At 63.2% G+C, this 15,123-nt stretch carries 14 protein-coding genes and 1 tRNA gene; 5 read left to right on the top strand and 10 right to left on the bottom strand.

Translation table 11 applies throughout. The features are described from left to right. Nucleotide 1 precedes the first annotated feature (1 nt). The 3 genes from AMS69_RS13580 to AMS69_RS13570 all read right to left on the bottom strand — a co-directional run bounded on the left by AMS69_RS13580 (nucleotide 2) and on the right by AMS69_RS13570 (nucleotide 2,499). Nucleotides 2-1,264 (bottom strand): PGF-pre-PGF domain-containing protein, encoded by a 1,263-nt coding sequence (locus AMS69_RS13580; protein ID WP_053968876.1) that lies wholly within the window; start codon nucleotides 1,262-1,264, stop codon nucleotides 2-4. A gap of 372 nt (nucleotides 1,265-1,636) precedes the next feature. Beyond that, nucleotides 1,637-1,720 (bottom strand) — tRNA-Ser (locus AMS69_RS13575). Nucleotides 1,721-1,746: 26 nt separating this feature from the next. After that, nucleotides 1,747-2,499 carry a hypothetical protein gene (locus tag AMS69_RS13570; protein ID WP_053968608.1) on the bottom strand — a complete coding sequence of 251 codons (753 nt, stop codon included), beginning with the start codon at nucleotides 2,497-2,499 and terminating at the stop codon, nucleotides 1,747-1,749. Nucleotides 2,500-2,599: 100 nt separating this feature from the next. On the opposite strand from AMS69_RS13570, the gene AMS69_RS13565 reads away from it, so the two are divergent. Then, nucleotides 2,600-3,142, top strand: coding sequence for a hypothetical protein (locus AMS69_RS13565; protein WP_053968607.1), 543 nt, complete (start codon nucleotides 2,600-2,602; stop codon nucleotides 3,140-3,142). On the opposite strand, the gene AMS69_RS13560 is transcribed toward AMS69_RS13565, so the two are convergent. Together AMS69_RS13560 and aroC are read right to left on the bottom strand one after the other, a co-directional pair. Then, nucleotides 3,143-3,769 carry a uracil-DNA glycosylase gene (locus AMS69_RS13560; RefSeq protein ID WP_053968606.1) on the bottom strand — a complete coding sequence of 209 codons (627 nt, stop codon included), beginning with the start codon at nucleotides 3,767-3,769 and terminating at the stop codon, nucleotides 3,143-3,145. Nucleotide 3,770: 1 nt separating this feature from the next. Next, nucleotides 3,771-4,970 carry a chorismate synthase gene (aroC, locus tag AMS69_RS13555; RefSeq protein ID WP_053968605.1) on the bottom strand — a complete coding sequence of 400 codons (1,200 nt, stop codon included), beginning with the start codon at nucleotides 4,968-4,970 and terminating at the stop codon, nucleotides 3,771-3,773. Between the two features lie 39 nt (nucleotides 4,971-5,009). On the opposite strand from aroC, the gene AMS69_RS20210 reads away from it, so the two are divergent. Next, nucleotides 5,010-5,507, top strand: coding sequence for a hypothetical protein (locus tag AMS69_RS20210; protein WP_053968604.1), 498 nt, complete (start codon nucleotides 5,010-5,012; stop codon nucleotides 5,505-5,507). Nucleotides 5,508-5,516: 9 nt separating this feature from the next. Here the strand turns inward: AMS69_RS20210 and aroA are convergent, their stop codons facing one another. After that, complete coding sequence (gene aroA, locus AMS69_RS13545) at nucleotides 5,517-6,806, bottom strand: 3-phosphoshikimate 1-carboxyvinyltransferase (protein ID WP_053968603.1); 1,290 nt, start codon at nucleotides 6,804-6,806, stop codon at nucleotides 5,517-5,519. Between the two features lie 93 nt (nucleotides 6,807-6,899). Between aroA and AMS69_RS13540 the strand changes: the two genes are divergently transcribed. Both AMS69_RS13540 and AMS69_RS13535 read left to right on the top strand, forming a co-directional pair. Further along, nucleotides 6,900-7,607, top strand: coding sequence for an SDR family NAD(P)-dependent oxidoreductase (locus AMS69_RS13540; protein WP_202904551.1), 708 nt, complete (start codon nucleotides 6,900-6,902; stop codon nucleotides 7,605-7,607). A 45-nt stretch (nucleotides 7,608-7,652) separates the two neighbouring features. Further along, a complete protein-coding gene (locus AMS69_RS13535; RefSeq protein WP_053968601.1) occupies nucleotides 7,653-8,519 on the top strand; it encodes a ZIP family metal transporter in 867 nt (288 codons plus the stop codon). 9 nt (nucleotides 8,520-8,528) lie between these two features. Here AMS69_RS13535 and AMS69_RS13530 read toward each other — a convergent pair whose 3' ends face one another. The 4 genes from AMS69_RS13530 to AMS69_RS13515 all read right to left on the bottom strand — a co-directional run bounded on the left by AMS69_RS13530 (nucleotide 8,529) and on the right by AMS69_RS13515 (nucleotide 13,294). After that, nucleotides 8,529-9,926 carry a PAS domain S-box protein gene (locus tag AMS69_RS13530; protein ID WP_053968600.1) on the bottom strand — a complete coding sequence of 466 codons (1,398 nt, stop codon included), beginning with the start codon at nucleotides 9,924-9,926 and terminating at the stop codon, nucleotides 8,529-8,531. A 6-nt stretch (nucleotides 9,927-9,932) separates the two neighbouring features. Beyond that, nucleotides 9,933-11,423, bottom strand: a complete 1,491-nt coding sequence (locus tag AMS69_RS13525) for an ATPase domain-containing protein (RefSeq protein WP_053968599.1) — start codon at nucleotides 11,421-11,423, stop codon at nucleotides 9,933-9,935. 192 nt (nucleotides 11,424-11,615) lie between these two features. Further along, nucleotides 11,616-12,845 carry an ornithine cyclodeaminase gene (locus tag AMS69_RS13520; protein WP_053968598.1) on the bottom strand — a complete coding sequence of 410 codons (1,230 nt, stop codon included), beginning with the start codon at nucleotides 12,843-12,845 and terminating at the stop codon, nucleotides 11,616-11,618. Nucleotides 12,846-12,907: 62 nt separating this feature from the next. Beyond that, nucleotides 12,908-13,294, bottom strand: coding sequence for a hypothetical protein (locus tag AMS69_RS13515; RefSeq protein ID WP_053968597.1), 387 nt, complete (start codon nucleotides 13,292-13,294; stop codon nucleotides 12,908-12,910). Between the two features lie 159 nt (nucleotides 13,295-13,453). Between AMS69_RS13515 and AMS69_RS13510 the strand changes: the two genes are divergently transcribed. Then, nucleotides 13,454-15,103 (top strand): thiamine pyrophosphate-binding protein, encoded by a 1,650-nt coding sequence (locus AMS69_RS13510; RefSeq protein WP_053968596.1) that lies wholly within the window; start codon nucleotides 13,454-13,456, stop codon nucleotides 15,101-15,103. Nucleotides 15,104-15,123 lie beyond the last annotated feature (20 nt).

Here is a 15,123-nt window from a genome sequence, read left to right as displayed (position 1 = left end):
TCTACAGTTCGAAGCCGCTGTCGTTCCGGCTGCCGCCCCGTCGGAGGATTGCGATGACGATGCCGAACAGGAGGAACGCACCGAGCAGTCCGCCGATGACCAGCATCGTACTGATACCCATGACTGTCGCCGGGAGCGGTCCGAGTCCGCCGCCACCGCCGACCGCGGGTTCAGTCTGGACCGCTGGCTCCGTGTCCGTCGGTTCCGCCTCTGGTTCGGCGCCGCCGTTTCCGTCGGTCTGGACCTCGCTCTCAGTCACCCGAATATCGCCGGCGTTGACGTTGTTGAATTTGATCTGGAACTGTCCCGGCGTCGTCACGACCGTCGACAGCGTCACTGTCCGCTCGGCGTCTGCTGGCACAGTTACCGATGTCTGATTGACGACTTCATCGTCCACCTGCATCTGCGCGTCGTAGGTCCCTTCGATACCGCCGCTGTTGGAGACCGTTGCTTCAACGACGACCTGTTGCCCCTCAGAAACTTGCTCGCTGACAACTGAGGTTCGCGTGATGCTGAATGCAGGTTCGATCTTCCCAATCGCGTAGGCCGATGCCCCCGCCGTGTCCGCCTGGTAGACGACTTGCTCGGTCCGCTCCTCGACAACGCTCGTTTCGGCGGCTCGCCATGATCCGTTCACACGGTGATACACGCGGACCGCCGAAGCGTCTATGCCGGCCGACTGGAGATTCGAGCGGTTCAACACGAACTGCATCGACGACGGCTGGACCCCTGCCGACGATCCGACGGTAACCACGCCAAACACTGCTGCGTCGTCACCGGATGGCACTGAGATGTCTACCGCGCTGGGATCGGTGTACTCCGTCACATCCTGCGCGAACGCCTCTCGTGACGCGTTGACTGTCCAAGACTGGAGCGTGAATGATCGGTTCGCTGGCCCCGAGGCGTTCATGACGTAGGGTTCGTTCGTCGGGACCATCCCACCTCGTATCTTGAGTTGCCGCGTAGTCGGGTCCATCCTAGTCGTCTCTACAATTGCGGGCTTGACTCTGACTCGTCCGGCTGATTTCCCCGGACTCTGGACTTTAATTCTGTATGTTCCGGGAGTATTCAACTTCAACGCCTGTGTTCGCTCAACTGAAGAACCGGCGTCGACGACTACCCGCTCAGTCACTCTAGTTGTGCCGTTTACTACGTACTCAATGTTCATTGCACCGCCCGAACTGCCGGTGTTCTGGACTGTCGCGGTGACGTTCACTGAGTCACCGGCAAGTATCGTATTTGCGTCCTTTGACGCACCGGACACGAATAGACTCGGTTCAGCGACAGCGGGCCCTGCTGCCGTCGCTGCAAGGAGGAGGACAACGACGCAGACCGAGAGGAGGCTCGGAAGGTGCTGCTTTGGGGACCTCTCTTCACGTACCATTATACGGATATAATCCGGACCATCGACATAAAACCGCCCGATTGCCTCGATCCAGTAAACTGTCCTTACGACTCAGAAGGAGGCGAATTCTGTGGTCCCACATTGCGGTGTTGTTGCACGCGCAGTCTGGTGCTTTAGACCCGATTCGCTCCAGAGCAAGGCGGATCACTCACTGTGTTCCTGCGACGGAACTTTTCGGGTTCGAATCTCAGCTGGCGTACCTGCCACTCACGGTTTGTTCGTGGGAAAATACGGTGGGACTGGGATTTGAACCCAGGAATCCGTGAGGATACCTGCTTTCAAGGCAGGCGCAATAGGCCGCTCTGCCATCCCACCGCAGTCAAGCATATTCGGTGGGCCTTCTAAGGCCTGTCGGTCTCTCGGACCACGCTCGGCTCGCCATCGTCGTCGACAACGCGTATTCCGAGGTCATCGAGAAAGGCCATCGTCCGTTGCGGTACGACCCGGCCAGCCCGGTTTCGGGCGCGTAGCAGCGGCACGATGGTCTTGAGATCGGTTTGTGTTTCGAGAGTGGGTGCCGATGGGAGAAAGTCGACATCGAGACCGGCGTCGGCAGCACGCTCACCGATAGTTTCGATTGCCGGGGTAGCGTAACTGTCCTCGAAATCTATCGGTTCGCCGAAGCCGGCGTAGTACACGCGGCCGCTCGAAGCGGGGCCGAGAACCACGCCGCTGGATCGAAGTTTCATCGCCGCACTGTCGATAAGCTGGCGTGTCAACAGCACCGCTGTCGGTTCGACGGCGGCGACAGTTGCGACGTCTTCCCGGGTAAGGAGGTGCGTCACTGTGTTGCCGACTCGACCCGCGAACGTCGACCCGACCTGTACCTCAAACCGAGCGTTGCTCGGTGATTCGAGGGCCTCCGTCACCGGCTCCCGCACCGCGGCCTCGGGGTCGACGCCGTCCGGGACCTGTTCCGAGGGTCGGTAGTTCACCAACAACTCGGCACCGCTGATCTCCACTGCACGACAGACGTCGAGCAACATGGCCTCGTATAGCTCAGCAGCCTCGGCGTCGTCTACAATGCCGCCAGCCAGATCCTGTAACACGAACCCTTCGACTGGCGGGTCAGCCAGCACAGTTACCGTAGTCATACTGTCTTCTCGGCCCGACTGTGATTAGTCCCTTGTGTTCCCGTGCAGCGACAGAACAATTATAAGATGTGAGTAGTATTTGATAACTAAGAGAAACTATATGGAGCAATCCCAGACCTACAAATGTGATGGATGTGGGTCGGAGTACCGTGTTCTTGGAGAGTCGCAACCGAAGATCGTGTGCCGCGACTGCGAACGCGAAGCCACGCTGTCCGGGACCGCAGCGGCCCAGCGGGCGTACCATGTCGGCTACATCCGGTATCGTGAGGCGCGCCGTCAGCTATCCGACGCACTGGAGACTGTCGAAGACGGAGAGATGGCGCTGGCTCGAGGCGGGTTCGACAGTGCCGCAGCGGACTTCGAGGAAAGCGTCGAGGAGTTTACGACGGCTGTCCGTGAAGCAGACGACAACGGGCTGGCAGAGTTGTCGGAACGAGCGCGCAAGAAAGCGACCTGTCTCTGGCAGGCGGCCGAGTGGCTCAGCGGGATGACCTACGCCAGCGAACAGGGCGAATCGACACAGGCGAGCCAGTACCGCCATGACGCCGAAAACCGGCTACAGGCAGCCACAGAGTACGGAACAGTGTCGAGCCCGGACGAGTGCATTCAAAATGCTGACACCGAAGTCCAGTCTGACACCTGACTACCGCCCGCGTCGGCCCTTCGTCTGCCGGTAGTCCTGTCCGAGCGTCTCGCTGAAGTGTTCCAGAAACGCCGTCCGTTCCGCGTCGGTCTGTTCGGCGGGCGGGAGCATCGGCAGGATTTCGAACCCGCGGCCGCGAATCGTCGTCGCATGTCGGTCTTCGATGTCGAGTTCGTCTTCACTCATTGTCGTGTACTCGAAGGCCAGCTCTTCGAGGGGGCGCTGCCCAACTGGCAGCAGAATCTCGGGATTTATCATCCGTATCTCGCTGTTGAGGTACGGTTCGCAGTTGACGACTTCCTCGTCGGTCGCGGCCCGGTCGGGATGCCGACAGCGCGTGACGTAGGTCAGGAAGGCATTCTCTAACTGCGGTCTGTCGGCGTCCGGGTCCGAACACATGTCGACCGCCGCGAGAATATCGAGCAGTTCGCGCTCGCGCTCGCCGGTGAAGGGGATGCCAGACTCGTCTGTGCCGACTGCGGGCGAGTCACCGAGGACGATGAACTCGGCACCCACGTCGCCGTAGCCGTGGACGACGTTCGCGCGCGTCTCACAGAGCGCGGGGCAGTTCTGGCACTCCTCGTCCATCCCGAACGGGTTCGACTTGGACTCCTGATGTGCGTCCATGTTAGTCGTCGTCGATGGTTTTCGCGTGGGTGTCCGCGTCTTCCGGGTCGTTTTGCGGGCTGGACGGGTGGTAGTCGGTGTCGTACTCGCCCGGCCGGCCGTCGAGTCGGTCGGGGTTAATGCGGCCGCCGAGCAGCATGAAGTCTAGTATCGTACAGGCGAGCATGGCCTCGACGACCGGGACGGCTCGCGGCGGCAGGACTGGGTCGTGCCGGCCGGTGACGGTGATCTCCTTTTCCTCGCCCGTCTCCCAGTCGACGGTCTTCTGAGTCTTCGGGAAGGAGACGGGCGCGTGCCAGGTGACCTCGCCGTAGATGGGGTCGCCCGTCGTGATACCGCCTTGGAGGCCACCGTGGTCGTTGCCCACGGGGACCGGGTCGCCGTCGGCCGAGAACTCCCAGTCCTCAGTGTACTCCGACCCGGTGGCAGTGCGGGCCTCGCGGCCGATGCCGAGTTCGAAGTCGGTGACAGCCGGGATGGAGTACATCGCCTGGCCGAGCCGCGAGGGAATTGAGTCGAAGCGAGGCGCGCCCAGCCCGCGGGGGACGCCGCGACACTCGAAGTAGATGGCCCCGCCGATGGAGTCGCCCTCCTTCTGGTACTTGTCGGCCAGTTCCCGCATCTCTTCGGCGGCCTCGGGGTCGCCACAGCGGACCTCGTTTTCCTCGCTGTGTTCGAGCATCTCCTCGAAGGTCACGTCGTCGGCGACCACGTCGCCGATCTGGCAGACGTGGGCCTTTATCTGGATGTCGTAGTCGGACTGTTCGAGGACCTGCTTGGCGACGCCGCCGGCGGCGACCCAGTTGACCGTCTCGCGGGCCGAGGAGCGGCCGCCGCCGCCCCAGTTCCGCGTGCCGAACTTCGCGGAGTAGGTGTAGTCGCCGTGGGAGGGCCGCGGAGCCGTGATGAACGGCTCGTACTTGCCCGAGCGGGCGTCCTTGTTCTGGATGACCATGCCGATGGGGGTCCCGGTCGTGTAGCCGTCCTGAATCCCGGACTGGATGCTCACCTTGTCGGGTTCCCCCCGCGAGGTGGTAATCATCGACTGGCCGGGCTTGCGCCGGTCGAGGTCCTTCTGTATCTCCGCTTCCGAGAGTTCGACGCCCGCTGGAACACCGGAGACGGTACAGCCCATCGCATCCCCGTGAGACTCGCCGTAGGTCGTCATGCGGAACAGACGACCGAACTCGTTGCCGTTCATTACAGTGGTGTCGGGGTTGCGGGCATTTGAACCTTGTAGATGCGCCCCTCAGTCGTCGAGCCACCTGACGCGGTCGAGGAGCTGTACCGTCCCCGTCGCTTCGACCTGTTTTTCCAGAACCGAATCGAATACTGCGTCTACGTCATCTCCACTGGCCTCCCAGTCATACCGTACCAGGGGCGTGTCGGGATGTGCCGCCCGGACCTCGCGGGCAAATCTGCACGCTGCCGTGACAGTGCGCTTGCCACCGACGACGACGTAGTCGAACTCGCGGTCGTCCAGCAGCGCCTTCGCCCGGTCGGTGTCCGTCGTCGTTACGAGTTCGATTGCCTCGCGTTCGGCGGCGATGTCGGCCTGCAGGTCAAGCAGCAGCTGGTCGTCGTCGACGTAGAGGACTCTCGCGGCCTCCGCGGGGGGCCGCGTGGCGTCGTCCGGTTTGTTTACAATGTGTGTTGTAAATACTCTTCACGTAGTATAAGCGCACCTATCTATCAGATATATAACTGTCTTTCGTCGCAAAAACCGGCGCGTCGGTGACCGCCGGGCCTACCGCTTGATGGCCGCACCGAGCGATTCGAGCGCGTCGAAGAACTCAGGGAAAGACACGTCGACGTGTTCCGCGCCGGTCACCGTCGTCTCGCCGTCGGCGACGAGTCCGGCGACGGCCAGTGACATGATGATGCGGTGGTCCACGCGACCCTCGACGGTCGTGCCGACGAGGTCGCTGTCTTCGCCGTAGACGATGAGTTCGTCCTGGTGTTCCTCTACCTCGGCACCCATCTTCGTCAGTTCCTCGGCCATGGCGCTCACGCGGTCGGTCTCCTTGTACCGGACGTGCTCGGCGTCGGTAATCCGCGTGACGCCGTCAGCTACAGCCCCTAGCGTCGCGATGGTCGGCAGGAGGTCTGGCGTGTCTTCGACGCCCACCTCGACACCGGTCAGTTCGGATTTCGAGACGGTGATTTCGCCGTTTTCCCTGTCCCAGTCGAGGTCTGCGCCCATCCGGTCGAGGATGTCGACGATGGCGGCGTCGCCCTGTGCACTGGGGAACGCCGACGTGACGCGCAGGCCGTCCTCGGCGGCAAGCGCGCCGGCCGCGAGCAGGTAGCTCATCGACGAGAAGTCCCCGGGGACGTTGTAGTCGCCGCCGTCGGGCGCGTAGGACTGGCCGCCCTCCACGGTGAACCCGTCGTCGGTCTTCTCGGCGTCGACGCCGAAGTCGGCGAGCACCTCCAGCGTGATATCGACGTACGGCGACGACTTCAGGCCGGTTGTCAGATCGATGTCGATGCCCTCCGGCGAGACGGCACCTGCCATCACCAGCGCAGTGATGTACTGCGAGGACACGTCGCCGGGAATCTCGACTGCGCCGCCGTCGATGCCACCGCCAACCACGAGCGGGGCCTGCCCGTTCCGGCGAGTCGACTCGGCGTCGCCGTCCAGCTGTTCGATGGCGTCGAGCAGCGGCCCCTGCGGGCGCGACCGGAGGGACTCGTCACCAGTCAGCACCGCGAGCTTGTCCTGCAGGGCGGCTGTTGCGGTGACCAGTCGCATCGTCGTCCCGCTGTTGGCACAGTCGATGACATCGTCCGGCGTCTCCGGTCGGCCGTCGAAGCCCGTCACCTCGACCGTCGATCCGTCGTCGGCCAGCGAGACATCGCCGCCGTAGGCCTCGACCGCTCGCATCGTGGCCTTCGTGTCCGCGCTCACGAGCGGGTCGCGGACTACTGCGCCATCCGCATAGCCCGCGGCCAGCACCGCTCGGTGCGTGTAGCTCTTCGACGGCGGCGCTTGCGCTGTCCCCTCGACCGTCGACTCGGCAATGGTGATGTCCATGCCCGGTCGGTAGCGGGCGTTCGACAAGAGACTACCGCTCCCACCCAACCGAGTTTGAGCAACGACCTTGTGGCTGGCACCGGTACCCCCGCTATGGTCCCAGCGATGGACAGCGCAACCGCTGTTGTCACGGGTGCGAGCAGAGGTATCGGCGAGCAGATAGCCCACGCGGTAGCGGGTGCGGGCGCACAGACGGTCATCTGTGCCCGCGACGCCGAGGCGCTCGACGCGGTCGCAACCGACATCCGGGACGCTGGCGGCTCCGTGACTGCGATTCGGACGGACGTGCGCGACGAGTACGACGTGGAACGGCTGGTCGAGACTGCCACGCGCGCCGGCAACGGTGCAATACAGTACGTCGTCGCCAACGCTGGCGTCTACCACGGAACCGCCGGCGAGACGCCGCTCACAGAAGAATCCTACACCGCCTTTGACGACCACCTCCGGACGAACGCCCGTGGCGTGTTCTCGACGATCCGGGAAGCCGTTCCACACCTCGGTCCGGATGCCCGCATCGTCGTCCCGACGGGCGTCGTCGCTCGCGAGGGGATGCCCGGCTACGGCTCCTACGCCGTTTCGAAGGCTGCTGCGGAGGCTGTCACTCGCGGATTCGCGGCCGAACTCGATACGCCGGTCGGTGCAGTCGACCCCGGACAGGTCGCGACTGACCTCTCCGGTGACGGTGGCCGTGACCCGGAATCCGTTGCCGAAATGGTTCTCTGGGCGCTCCGTGATGCGGACCCGTCAGCGCTGGACGGTGATGTCCTCGACTGGGGCGACTATCGGTCAGCGACGCGGTAACCGCCATCGATGGGTTTATTGGCAATAGGCCGGTGATTATAGATAATGTCTATTAACTCAATCTCGGTTTTTAATAATAATGGGAGTATGTCCGCCACTGGCCTCGCGAGTGTCGTCGGCCTGCTGCTCCTGTCGGCCATCGCAGTCACCGGCGGAGCGAGCAAAGTACTCGTTATCTCCTGGGTTGCGTTTGTTGCAATGGCAGCGGGCGCGTGGCTCGGCTCGCGGGCTGACAAGACGAATCCCTACCGACTGGTCTGGGGCTACGGGCTCGCGAGTGGGGCAATGGTCACGTCGGCGGCCATGTTCCTGGTCCCGCAGGCGATGGGGCTTGGCGGGCAAGCCGGTGCCGCGCGAATCGGCGGCGTCGGCATCGCCGCCGGACTGGTCGTCGGCTACGGCACCCACACCATCGGTCACCGGCTCACCCACGTCGAGACGTCTTTCGACATGACGACACTGGCTATTACCGCCCACGCGCTCTCGGCCGGGCTGGTCATCGGGCTGGTCTACGCCTCGATGCCGGAACTGGGTATCCTGCTCGGACTCGCTATCGTCTCGCACAAAGGCCCGGCCGGCTACGCTGCCGCCCGACGGCTCGGACGTAGCGACAAGTCCGCCACGGCACTGCTGCTCCCCGCGGCCGGCGTCGGTCTGACGGCGATTCCGTCCGCGCTGCTACCAGTTCCGGAGTCTGCGCTCCTCAACGCAGTCATCTTCGGGTTCGCCGCCGGCATCTTCCTCCACGTCGCGATGGACTTCCTGCCGAACTGCGAGGCCGGCAGCGAGATCGATGAAGTCTGTGAACTCCACGACCACTCCCACGACCTCCTCGACGAACTCCGAACGCACGCCGTCGGCTCAACGGCGGTCGGAGCTGCTGTCATTGTGCTGGCATGGGTCGCTATCTAACGCTCGCGGTCACCGCACGGGGATAGTCACGGCAATTCTCGTCCCGTCACCATCGGTCTGGATGTCGATATCGCCACCGACGTAGCTGATAAGCCAGTACGCGAACCACAGGCCAAGCCCGGACCCGTGTTCGAGCGGCTTTTCCTCTGCGGCTTCGATGACTCGCCGCTCCTGATCTGGGACGCCCGGTCCGTTGTCCGCAATCGTCACCGTCGCTGTCGAGCCGTGGCGCTCCGTCCGGACGTCGACCCGCGGTGCCGAGGCGTCCGAGTGCTTGATACCGTTCTCGATGAGTTCCTGCAACGCGGGGACGACCTTTGCGTCTATCGTCGACGGCTCGGAGTCGCTTTCGACGACGAACTCGGCGTCGGGGTACGCTGCGGCCAGCCCGTCCGTAATGTCACTGAGCACGGCTTCGAGTTCCCGTTCGACATCGTCGGTCAGCGAGTCCGCGAGCAGTTCCTGTACGTGGTGGGCTTTCTCGCTGATATCGAGCAGGGACTGCACGTTCGTTTTGATCGTCTCAAGATGGTCGAGAGCATCGTCGTCCTCGACTAACCCTGACAAGATATCTGCGCGTCCGCTGATCGTCGTGCCGTTGTTCCGGAGATTGTGCCGGAGAATCCGATGAAAGACGGTGAGTTGTTGCTCGCGCAGCCGACGACCAGTGATTTCGTCCTGCATCCCGACAAATCCCTGAATCGTTCCATCCGCATCCTGAATCGGTGCGATGGTCTGGTTGATGATGAACCGCTCGCCGGACTTTCGCTCGTTTACGATCTCGCTCGTCCAGACCTCGCCGCGACAGATCGTGTCCCAGAGGCGTTCGTAGAACTGCTCGCCCTGTTCACCGGACTTGAGTATCCGCGGCGTTCGGCCGATCGCCTCGTCGGCGCTAAATCCGGTGAGTTCTTCGAATGCCGGGTTGACGTACTCGATGACGCCGTTCGTGTCCGTTATCAGAATCGCGTGGCCCGCGTGTTCGACGGCGTTTCTGAACCGCCGGAGTTCGCTGTTTTGCTCTCTGAGGTCCTCGACGAGGTCCTCAGTGTGACGCCGGCGCGCGAGGAGGTTCACGATAGTTCGAAAGAGCGCCTGCGTGTCAATCGGTGCTGTCACGATGTCGTTCACGACGAGTGGCTGCTCGGCAGCGTCGATATCGGGGAGGTCGACCCTTGCTTTGGACCCCTCGCGACGGACCAGAATTACGGGACAGAACACCGGATCTGCCCGTTGTTTGTACGCCTCTATCGCCGCTCTGTATTTCGGAAACGACGACTCGTCGACAATGTGGAGGTCGGCCTCCCGGAATTCGTCGTCCGTGAGCGGCGTGTGGTGTTCGGCGACGACGGAGGCGAGTGCCTCCCGGTTGCCATCGCCGGCCAGCAGTAACTGGATGTCAGCCATCGGTCGTTAGCGAGTGGACGAGTGCCTGTCGTTGTCTCCATGCTGTTCAGGAACGCCCTCGAACACGCCGTGCATCCCTGAGACGGGATCGCCGACCTGCAGGCCGTCGGTGGTTATCTCGAACCGGCGCGGCACCGTCTCGAACCCGCCGACGCGTTTTTTCAGCGCGCCGACGACGCGCTGGAGTTCCCCCTCGACCTCGATGTAGTTCTCGAAGACGATGTTGTCCGCGAGGTAGCTGACGTTCTCACTCGTCGGTTCGTGCAGGCCTGTCACGTCTCTGCGCTGGTCTATCAGGATGACGGCGGCGTTCTCGCGCGTGAGATACTGTGTCAAGGCGTGGAGCCGCCGGCGCAGTTCCACGCCGTCCTGTCCGTGTTTGATGGCGTTCTTGTAGCCTGCGATGCCGTCGATGACGACGAGTTCGGCCCCGCGCTCCTCGGTCTGGGTCTTGACGCGGTTGGCGAACTCCTCGGGCGACAGCGCCAGCGATTCGACCTCCTCGACGAGCAGCGTTCCCTCGTCGCGTAATCGCGAGAGTGGCATTCCAAACGTCTCACACCGGTGTGTGAACGTGTCGATTGATTCGTCGAACAGGTAGGCGAGCGCCGGGGACCCGTCCGCCGCTGCGGAGGCCAGAAACTCCGTTGCTGTCGTCGATTTGCCAACTCCAGCGGGGCCACTGAGAATCGTCACTGTCCCGCGTTCGAGTCCGCCATCCAGAAGCGCGTCTAGCTCCGGGACCCCGGCGGAAAACTGCGTCGGGTCGAACGATCTGGCCCGCTGTTCCGGTTCGAGCGCCGGGTAGACTTTGACGCCGGACTCTCGGATTTCCATTCCGTGTGAACCGTCCTGCTGGCCGATGCCGCGATGCTTTCGCAGTCGAATCCGCCGCCCCGCCTTCTCGTCGCCGTAGCTGAGCGAAATGATGCCGTCGCTGAGCGACCTGAGTTGGCTGTCCATCTGATTGCTCGGCGTCTTGGTCGCCAGCACGGTCGTCTCCCTGTCCTGCAGAAAGCGTGCGAAGGAGATGACGCGCTTGCGGAACTGGTACTCGGTTGGTTCGAGATACTGGAAGTGCGTTATCGGGTCGATGAGGACGCGGTCCGGGTCGACCCGCTCGATAGCCTCGCGGATATCCGAAATCAGATGTCCGTCTTCGACGTCGCGCGGCTTGACCACGTCGTATGACTCGGCCTCCTCGAAGAACTCCGAGTCGGGGCCGACGTCGAGAAACGTCGCGTCGCTGATATCGATACCGAGTTCGGCAGTGTTCGCGAGCAGGTCGGAAGCAGACTCTTCGGCATGAATGAACAGCACGTCGTCGCCAGCTTCGAGCCCTGCTTCGAGAAACTGCGTGCCAAGCAGTGTTTTACCGGTTCCGGGCGGCCCGATAACGAGATAGAGTCGCCCTTCGACCAGTCCACCTCTGAGAAGCGAATCAAGGCCAGAGATACCGCTAGAAAGCTGCGTGAACTGCCGCTCGGAAGAGGACATAGATGGAGTATCGGATGGGGGATAATAAGCATCTCGCGAGAGGTCAGCGAGTGATAATCGGTGACGCGCGAAACAGTAGTTGCGGCTATGGTGCTGTTTGAAGTGCTGTGGTCGGTGTTTATCTGCCTGAAACGACTGTCTGTCCAGAATCAGTACACAAATTCGGGCGGAGAGTTAGCCACTCGGGTCGCCCTACTCCTCGTCGAGCAACTGCTCGGCCAGAATCGGCACGAAGGTCCCAATGTCCGTGACCATCCCGACGGCCTGCGCGGACCCGCGGTCGAGCAGTTGCGTGACCGTCGCGGGGTTGATGTCGACGCAGACGACCCGCGTCGTCGACGGGAGGCAGTTCCCGACGGCGACCGAATGGAGGAGCGTCGAGAGCATCAGCACCATATCTGCCTCGTGAGCCTGTTCGCGGATGGCGTTCTGGGCCTCGACGGCGTCGGTGATGGTGTCAGGCAGCGGGCCGTCGTCGCGGATGGACCCGGCCAGCACGAACGGCCGGTCGTTGTCGACGCACTCGTACATGACGCCGGACTCGATGGTTCCCGACTCGACGGCTTCCTCGATACCGCCCTCGCGGATGACCTCGCTGATGGTGTAGATGTGGTGCTTGTGGCCGTGGCGGGGGTGGTCCAGGCTCTCGGTGTCCATCCCGAGCGACGTGCCGTAGATGTCCCGCTCGATGTCGTGGACGGCGAAGCCGTTGCCCGCCGACAGCATGTCGACGTAGCCCTCGCGGACGAGTCGCGCCAGGTCCTCGCGCGCGCCGGAGTGGATGAGCGCCGGGCCGCAGACGGCCAGCACCTTGCCGCCCTCCTTTTTTGTCTCACGGATGGCGTTCGCTATCTTGCGGATGGTCGACTCCGACGGTCGCTCCGAGGAGACCCCGCCCTGCATGAAGCCGAACGCGCCGCCGGAGTCGCGCGGGCGCTCCGGCGGCTGGACCTTGATGCCGGTTTCGTCGGTGACGACCAGATCGCCCTCTTCGATAGCGTTGAGGACCTTGGTGTATGCCTGAGGGGAGTCGCCGTCCTCTACGACGACCGCGCAGTCCATTTCCATGTCCTCGACTTCGATCCACTCGCCGTCGTGACGGATGTACGTCGGGTGGTTCGTCGTCGAGTAGAAGCCGTGCGGGACGACCTGGTCGTCGGGCGCGGGGACGAGCGTGGCGTCTTTCGGGTCCGAGGGGTTGACGCCGTGCTGGTGGAGTTCGTGGACAATCGACTGGAGCTGGTCCTCGTCGTCGGCCTCGACGAGCATCCGGGCGTAGGACTCCTCGTCCTTGTGGCGGCCGATATCGAACTCCTGGACGGAAAAGGAGCCGCCCAGGTCCATGATGATGCCGAAACAGGACTGCATCATCCCGGAGTCGATGATGTGGCCCTCTAGCTCGACTTCGCGAGAGACGGTCATGGCGAACACATGGAGGCAGGTGTGTAAGACGGTTTTGGGTCTGCACTCCCTCGGCCGTCCGGTTACTGCCCGTCGACGTGTCGCTGCACCGCCCACGACCCTGCTGTGCTGGTCTCAGACAGGCGCTCGAAGAAGCGCTGTAGCCCGGCAGACTCAGTGGTGGGCAGGACGTGCAGTCGCACCGTCCCGTCGCGGACCGCGACGCGGAACACGTCGGTCGTCTCCTCGTCGCGGACCAGCCACAGCGGCATCGGCAGGTCGTGGAAATCACCGAAACGGTACGGCCCCGCCTCAAGCATATTGGCGACCGTCTCGGCGAGGTCCGGCGTCGCCTGCTCCTGTTCCGGGATGAGTCGGAACTCCGTCCCGCCCTCGTATTCGACCCCGCTCCCGTGGGGAAAGCGCCGCTGTGGGTGTGCGGGGATGCTGAACGAGGGGTCCGTGGTCATCTGTCACGTAGTTGGGCGCTTTCGGATTTAAATTCGCGGGCCATGCAGACTTCAGTTGTATCTGCCCTCCCCGCGGCTGTGGTGACCCCATGCGGTCTAGCATGGCCGGCGGCGAACTAAAGACATGAGCGTGACTTGAGTTACGCGTGAGGAATCAGTATGCGCGTTAGTCTGGCGGTGGTAGACCGTCTCGTCGCGAACGGTATCGATACCGTCTTTGGAATCCCCGGAAAGCAGTCCCTCCCGCTGAACGAAGCCATCGGCAAGCGAGACGATATCCGCTTCGTCGTGGCACGACACGAAACTGCGGTCTCACACCAGGCCTGGGGCTATGCAGAGACGAGCGGAGAGATAGCGAGTACTGTCGTCGTCCCCGGCCCCGGCGATATGAACGCGATGAACGGCCTGAAAAACGCGCTGAACGACTGTACGCCGCTGGTGCATTTCGCTATCGAAACCGAGCCGGCACTCCGGGGCGGTGATGCGATTCACGAAACCCCACCGGACACCTACGACAACGTCGTCAAAGAGAACATCCTGCTGAAAAATCCCGAAACGACGGCGGCGACGATCGACCGGGCGGTGCAGGTCGCTCAAACACCCCCGAAGGGGCCGGTCAGGGTCGGACTCCCCAAGAATTATCTGCAGATGGATGTGCCGCTCGCTGGTGCAAGTACACCCGCAACGCCGTCTCCCAGCACCGTCCCGGAGCAAGCGGTTTCGAGAGTCGCCGAGCACCTGCTCGCGGCCGAGCGGCCGCTTATTCTGGCCGGCGGCGGTGTGCGAGCGTCGGAGGGCTCGGCGGCACTCCGAAGCCTCGCCGAGCGACTTGCTGCGCCCGTCGTGACGACGTACAAAGGCAAAGGCGTGTTCCCGGAGGACCACGCTCTCAGCGCCGGCGTGTTGGCCGGAAGCGCGAGCCCAGAGCTACTGGATTGCCTCGCCGAGGCCGATGCCCTCCTCGCCGTCGGCTCCGACCTTGACGCACACGGGACACGCGGGTGGTCCGTCGAACTGCCTGAAACGCTCGTTCACGTCACCATGGACGCTGACGACCTCGGAACGGGGTATAACCCGACCGTCGGCATCCTCGCGGATGCTGCGGAGGCGATGGCGGCGATTGAGAACAAAATTGCGGCGGCTGACACCGCTCCCGTCCCGAAGACGGACGGCACTGAACGCGCACAGGCCGTCCGTGCTGCCACTGCGCGTCGAATCGAACCGCTGGTGGATTCGGAACCCCCACTCACCTCCGTCCATGTGCTGCAAATCCTTCGAGACGCACTCCCTGCGGATGCCATTACAGCCGTCGACGCCGGCGGATTCCGCGTCTGGGCGCTAAATGTGTTCGAGGCGCACGGGCCACGCAGCTACGTCAACCCCGGGTCGTGGGCGACGATGGGGACGGGACTGCCGTCGGCGATTGGGGCACAGCTAGCGAACCCGGACACGCCCGTCGTTGCGCTGACAGGTGATGGCGGTCTCATGATGTGCGTTCACGAGCTTCATACTGCGGTGGCCGAAGACCTCCCGATCACCGTGATCGTCCTCAACAACGACGATTACGCGATTATCAGCGAGGAGGCCGGGCGCAGCTACGACCTCGACCAGCAGGCGTACGGGTGGAGCAAGACGCCGATTGATTTCGGGACTATCGCTGCCGGGATGGGGATGGAGGCCATGCAGGCCAACACGCCGTCTGAAATCCGGACGACGGCTCGCGAGGCGGTTCAGACGGACGCGCCGACGCTCGTCGAGGTCAGGACCGACCCGACGGAGCCACAGGCAAGCGAGTGGATGCGCGAGTAATGGGTTTATCCACCAGGCGC

Source organism: Haloarcula rubripromontorii (assembly GCF_001280425.1).
In the GTDB taxonomy this organism is placed as follows: domain Archaea; phylum Halobacteriota; class Halobacteria; order Halobacteriales; family Haloarculaceae; genus Haloarcula; species Haloarcula rubripromontorii.
This window is presented reverse-complemented; position numbering and strand designations above follow the sequence as displayed.

What these genes read in the sequence shown, in the direction of transcription:
- AMS69_RS13535 (WP_053968601.1), top strand. Translation starts at nt 7,653, where the DNA reads ATGTCTATTAACTCAATCTCGGTTTTTAATAATAATGGGAGTATGTCC.
- AMS69_RS13530 (WP_053968600.1), bottom strand. Translation starts at nt 9,926, where the DNA reads ATGGCTGACATCCAGTTACTGCTGGCCGGCGATGGCAACCGGGAGGCA.
- AMS69_RS13520 (WP_053968598.1), bottom strand. Translation starts at nt 12,845, where the DNA reads ATGACCGTCTCTCGCGAAGTCGAGCTAGAGGGCCACATCATCGACTCC.
- AMS69_RS13565 (WP_053968607.1), top strand. Translation starts at nt 2,600, where the DNA reads ATGGAGCAATCCCAGACCTACAAATGTGATGGATGTGGGTCGGAGTAC.
- aroC (WP_053968605.1), bottom strand. Translation starts at nt 4,970, where the DNA reads ATGAACGGCAACGAGTTCGGTCGTCTGTTCCGCATGACGACCTACGGC.
- AMS69_RS13560 (WP_053968606.1), bottom strand. Translation starts at nt 3,769, where the DNA reads ATGGACGCACATCAGGAGTCCAAGTCGAACCCGTTCGGGATGGACGAG.
- AMS69_RS13540 (WP_202904551.1), top strand. Translation starts at nt 6,900, where the DNA reads ATGGTCCCAGCGATGGACAGCGCAACCGCTGTTGTCACGGGTGCGAGC.
- AMS69_RS13570 (WP_053968608.1), bottom strand. Translation starts at nt 2,499, where the DNA reads ATGACTACGGTAACTGTGCTGGCTGACCCGCCAGTCGAAGGGTTCGTG.
- AMS69_RS20210 (WP_053968604.1), top strand. Translation starts at nt 5,010, where the DNA reads ATGCGCCCCTCAGTCGTCGAGCCACCTGACGCGGTCGAGGAGCTGTAC.
- AMS69_RS13525 (WP_053968599.1), bottom strand. Translation starts at nt 11,423, where the DNA reads ATGTCCTCTTCCGAGCGGCAGTTCACGCAGCTTTCTAGCGGTATCTCT.
- AMS69_RS13510 (WP_053968596.1), top strand. Translation starts at nt 13,454, where the DNA reads ATGCGCGTTAGTCTGGCGGTGGTAGACCGTCTCGTCGCGAACGGTATC.
- AMS69_RS13515 (WP_053968597.1), bottom strand. Translation starts at nt 13,294, where the DNA reads ATGACCACGGACCCCTCGTTCAGCATCCCCGCACACCCACAGCGGCGC.
- aroA (WP_053968603.1), bottom strand. Translation starts at nt 6,806, where the DNA reads ATGGACATCACCATTGCCGAGTCGACGGTCGAGGGGACAGCGCAAGCG.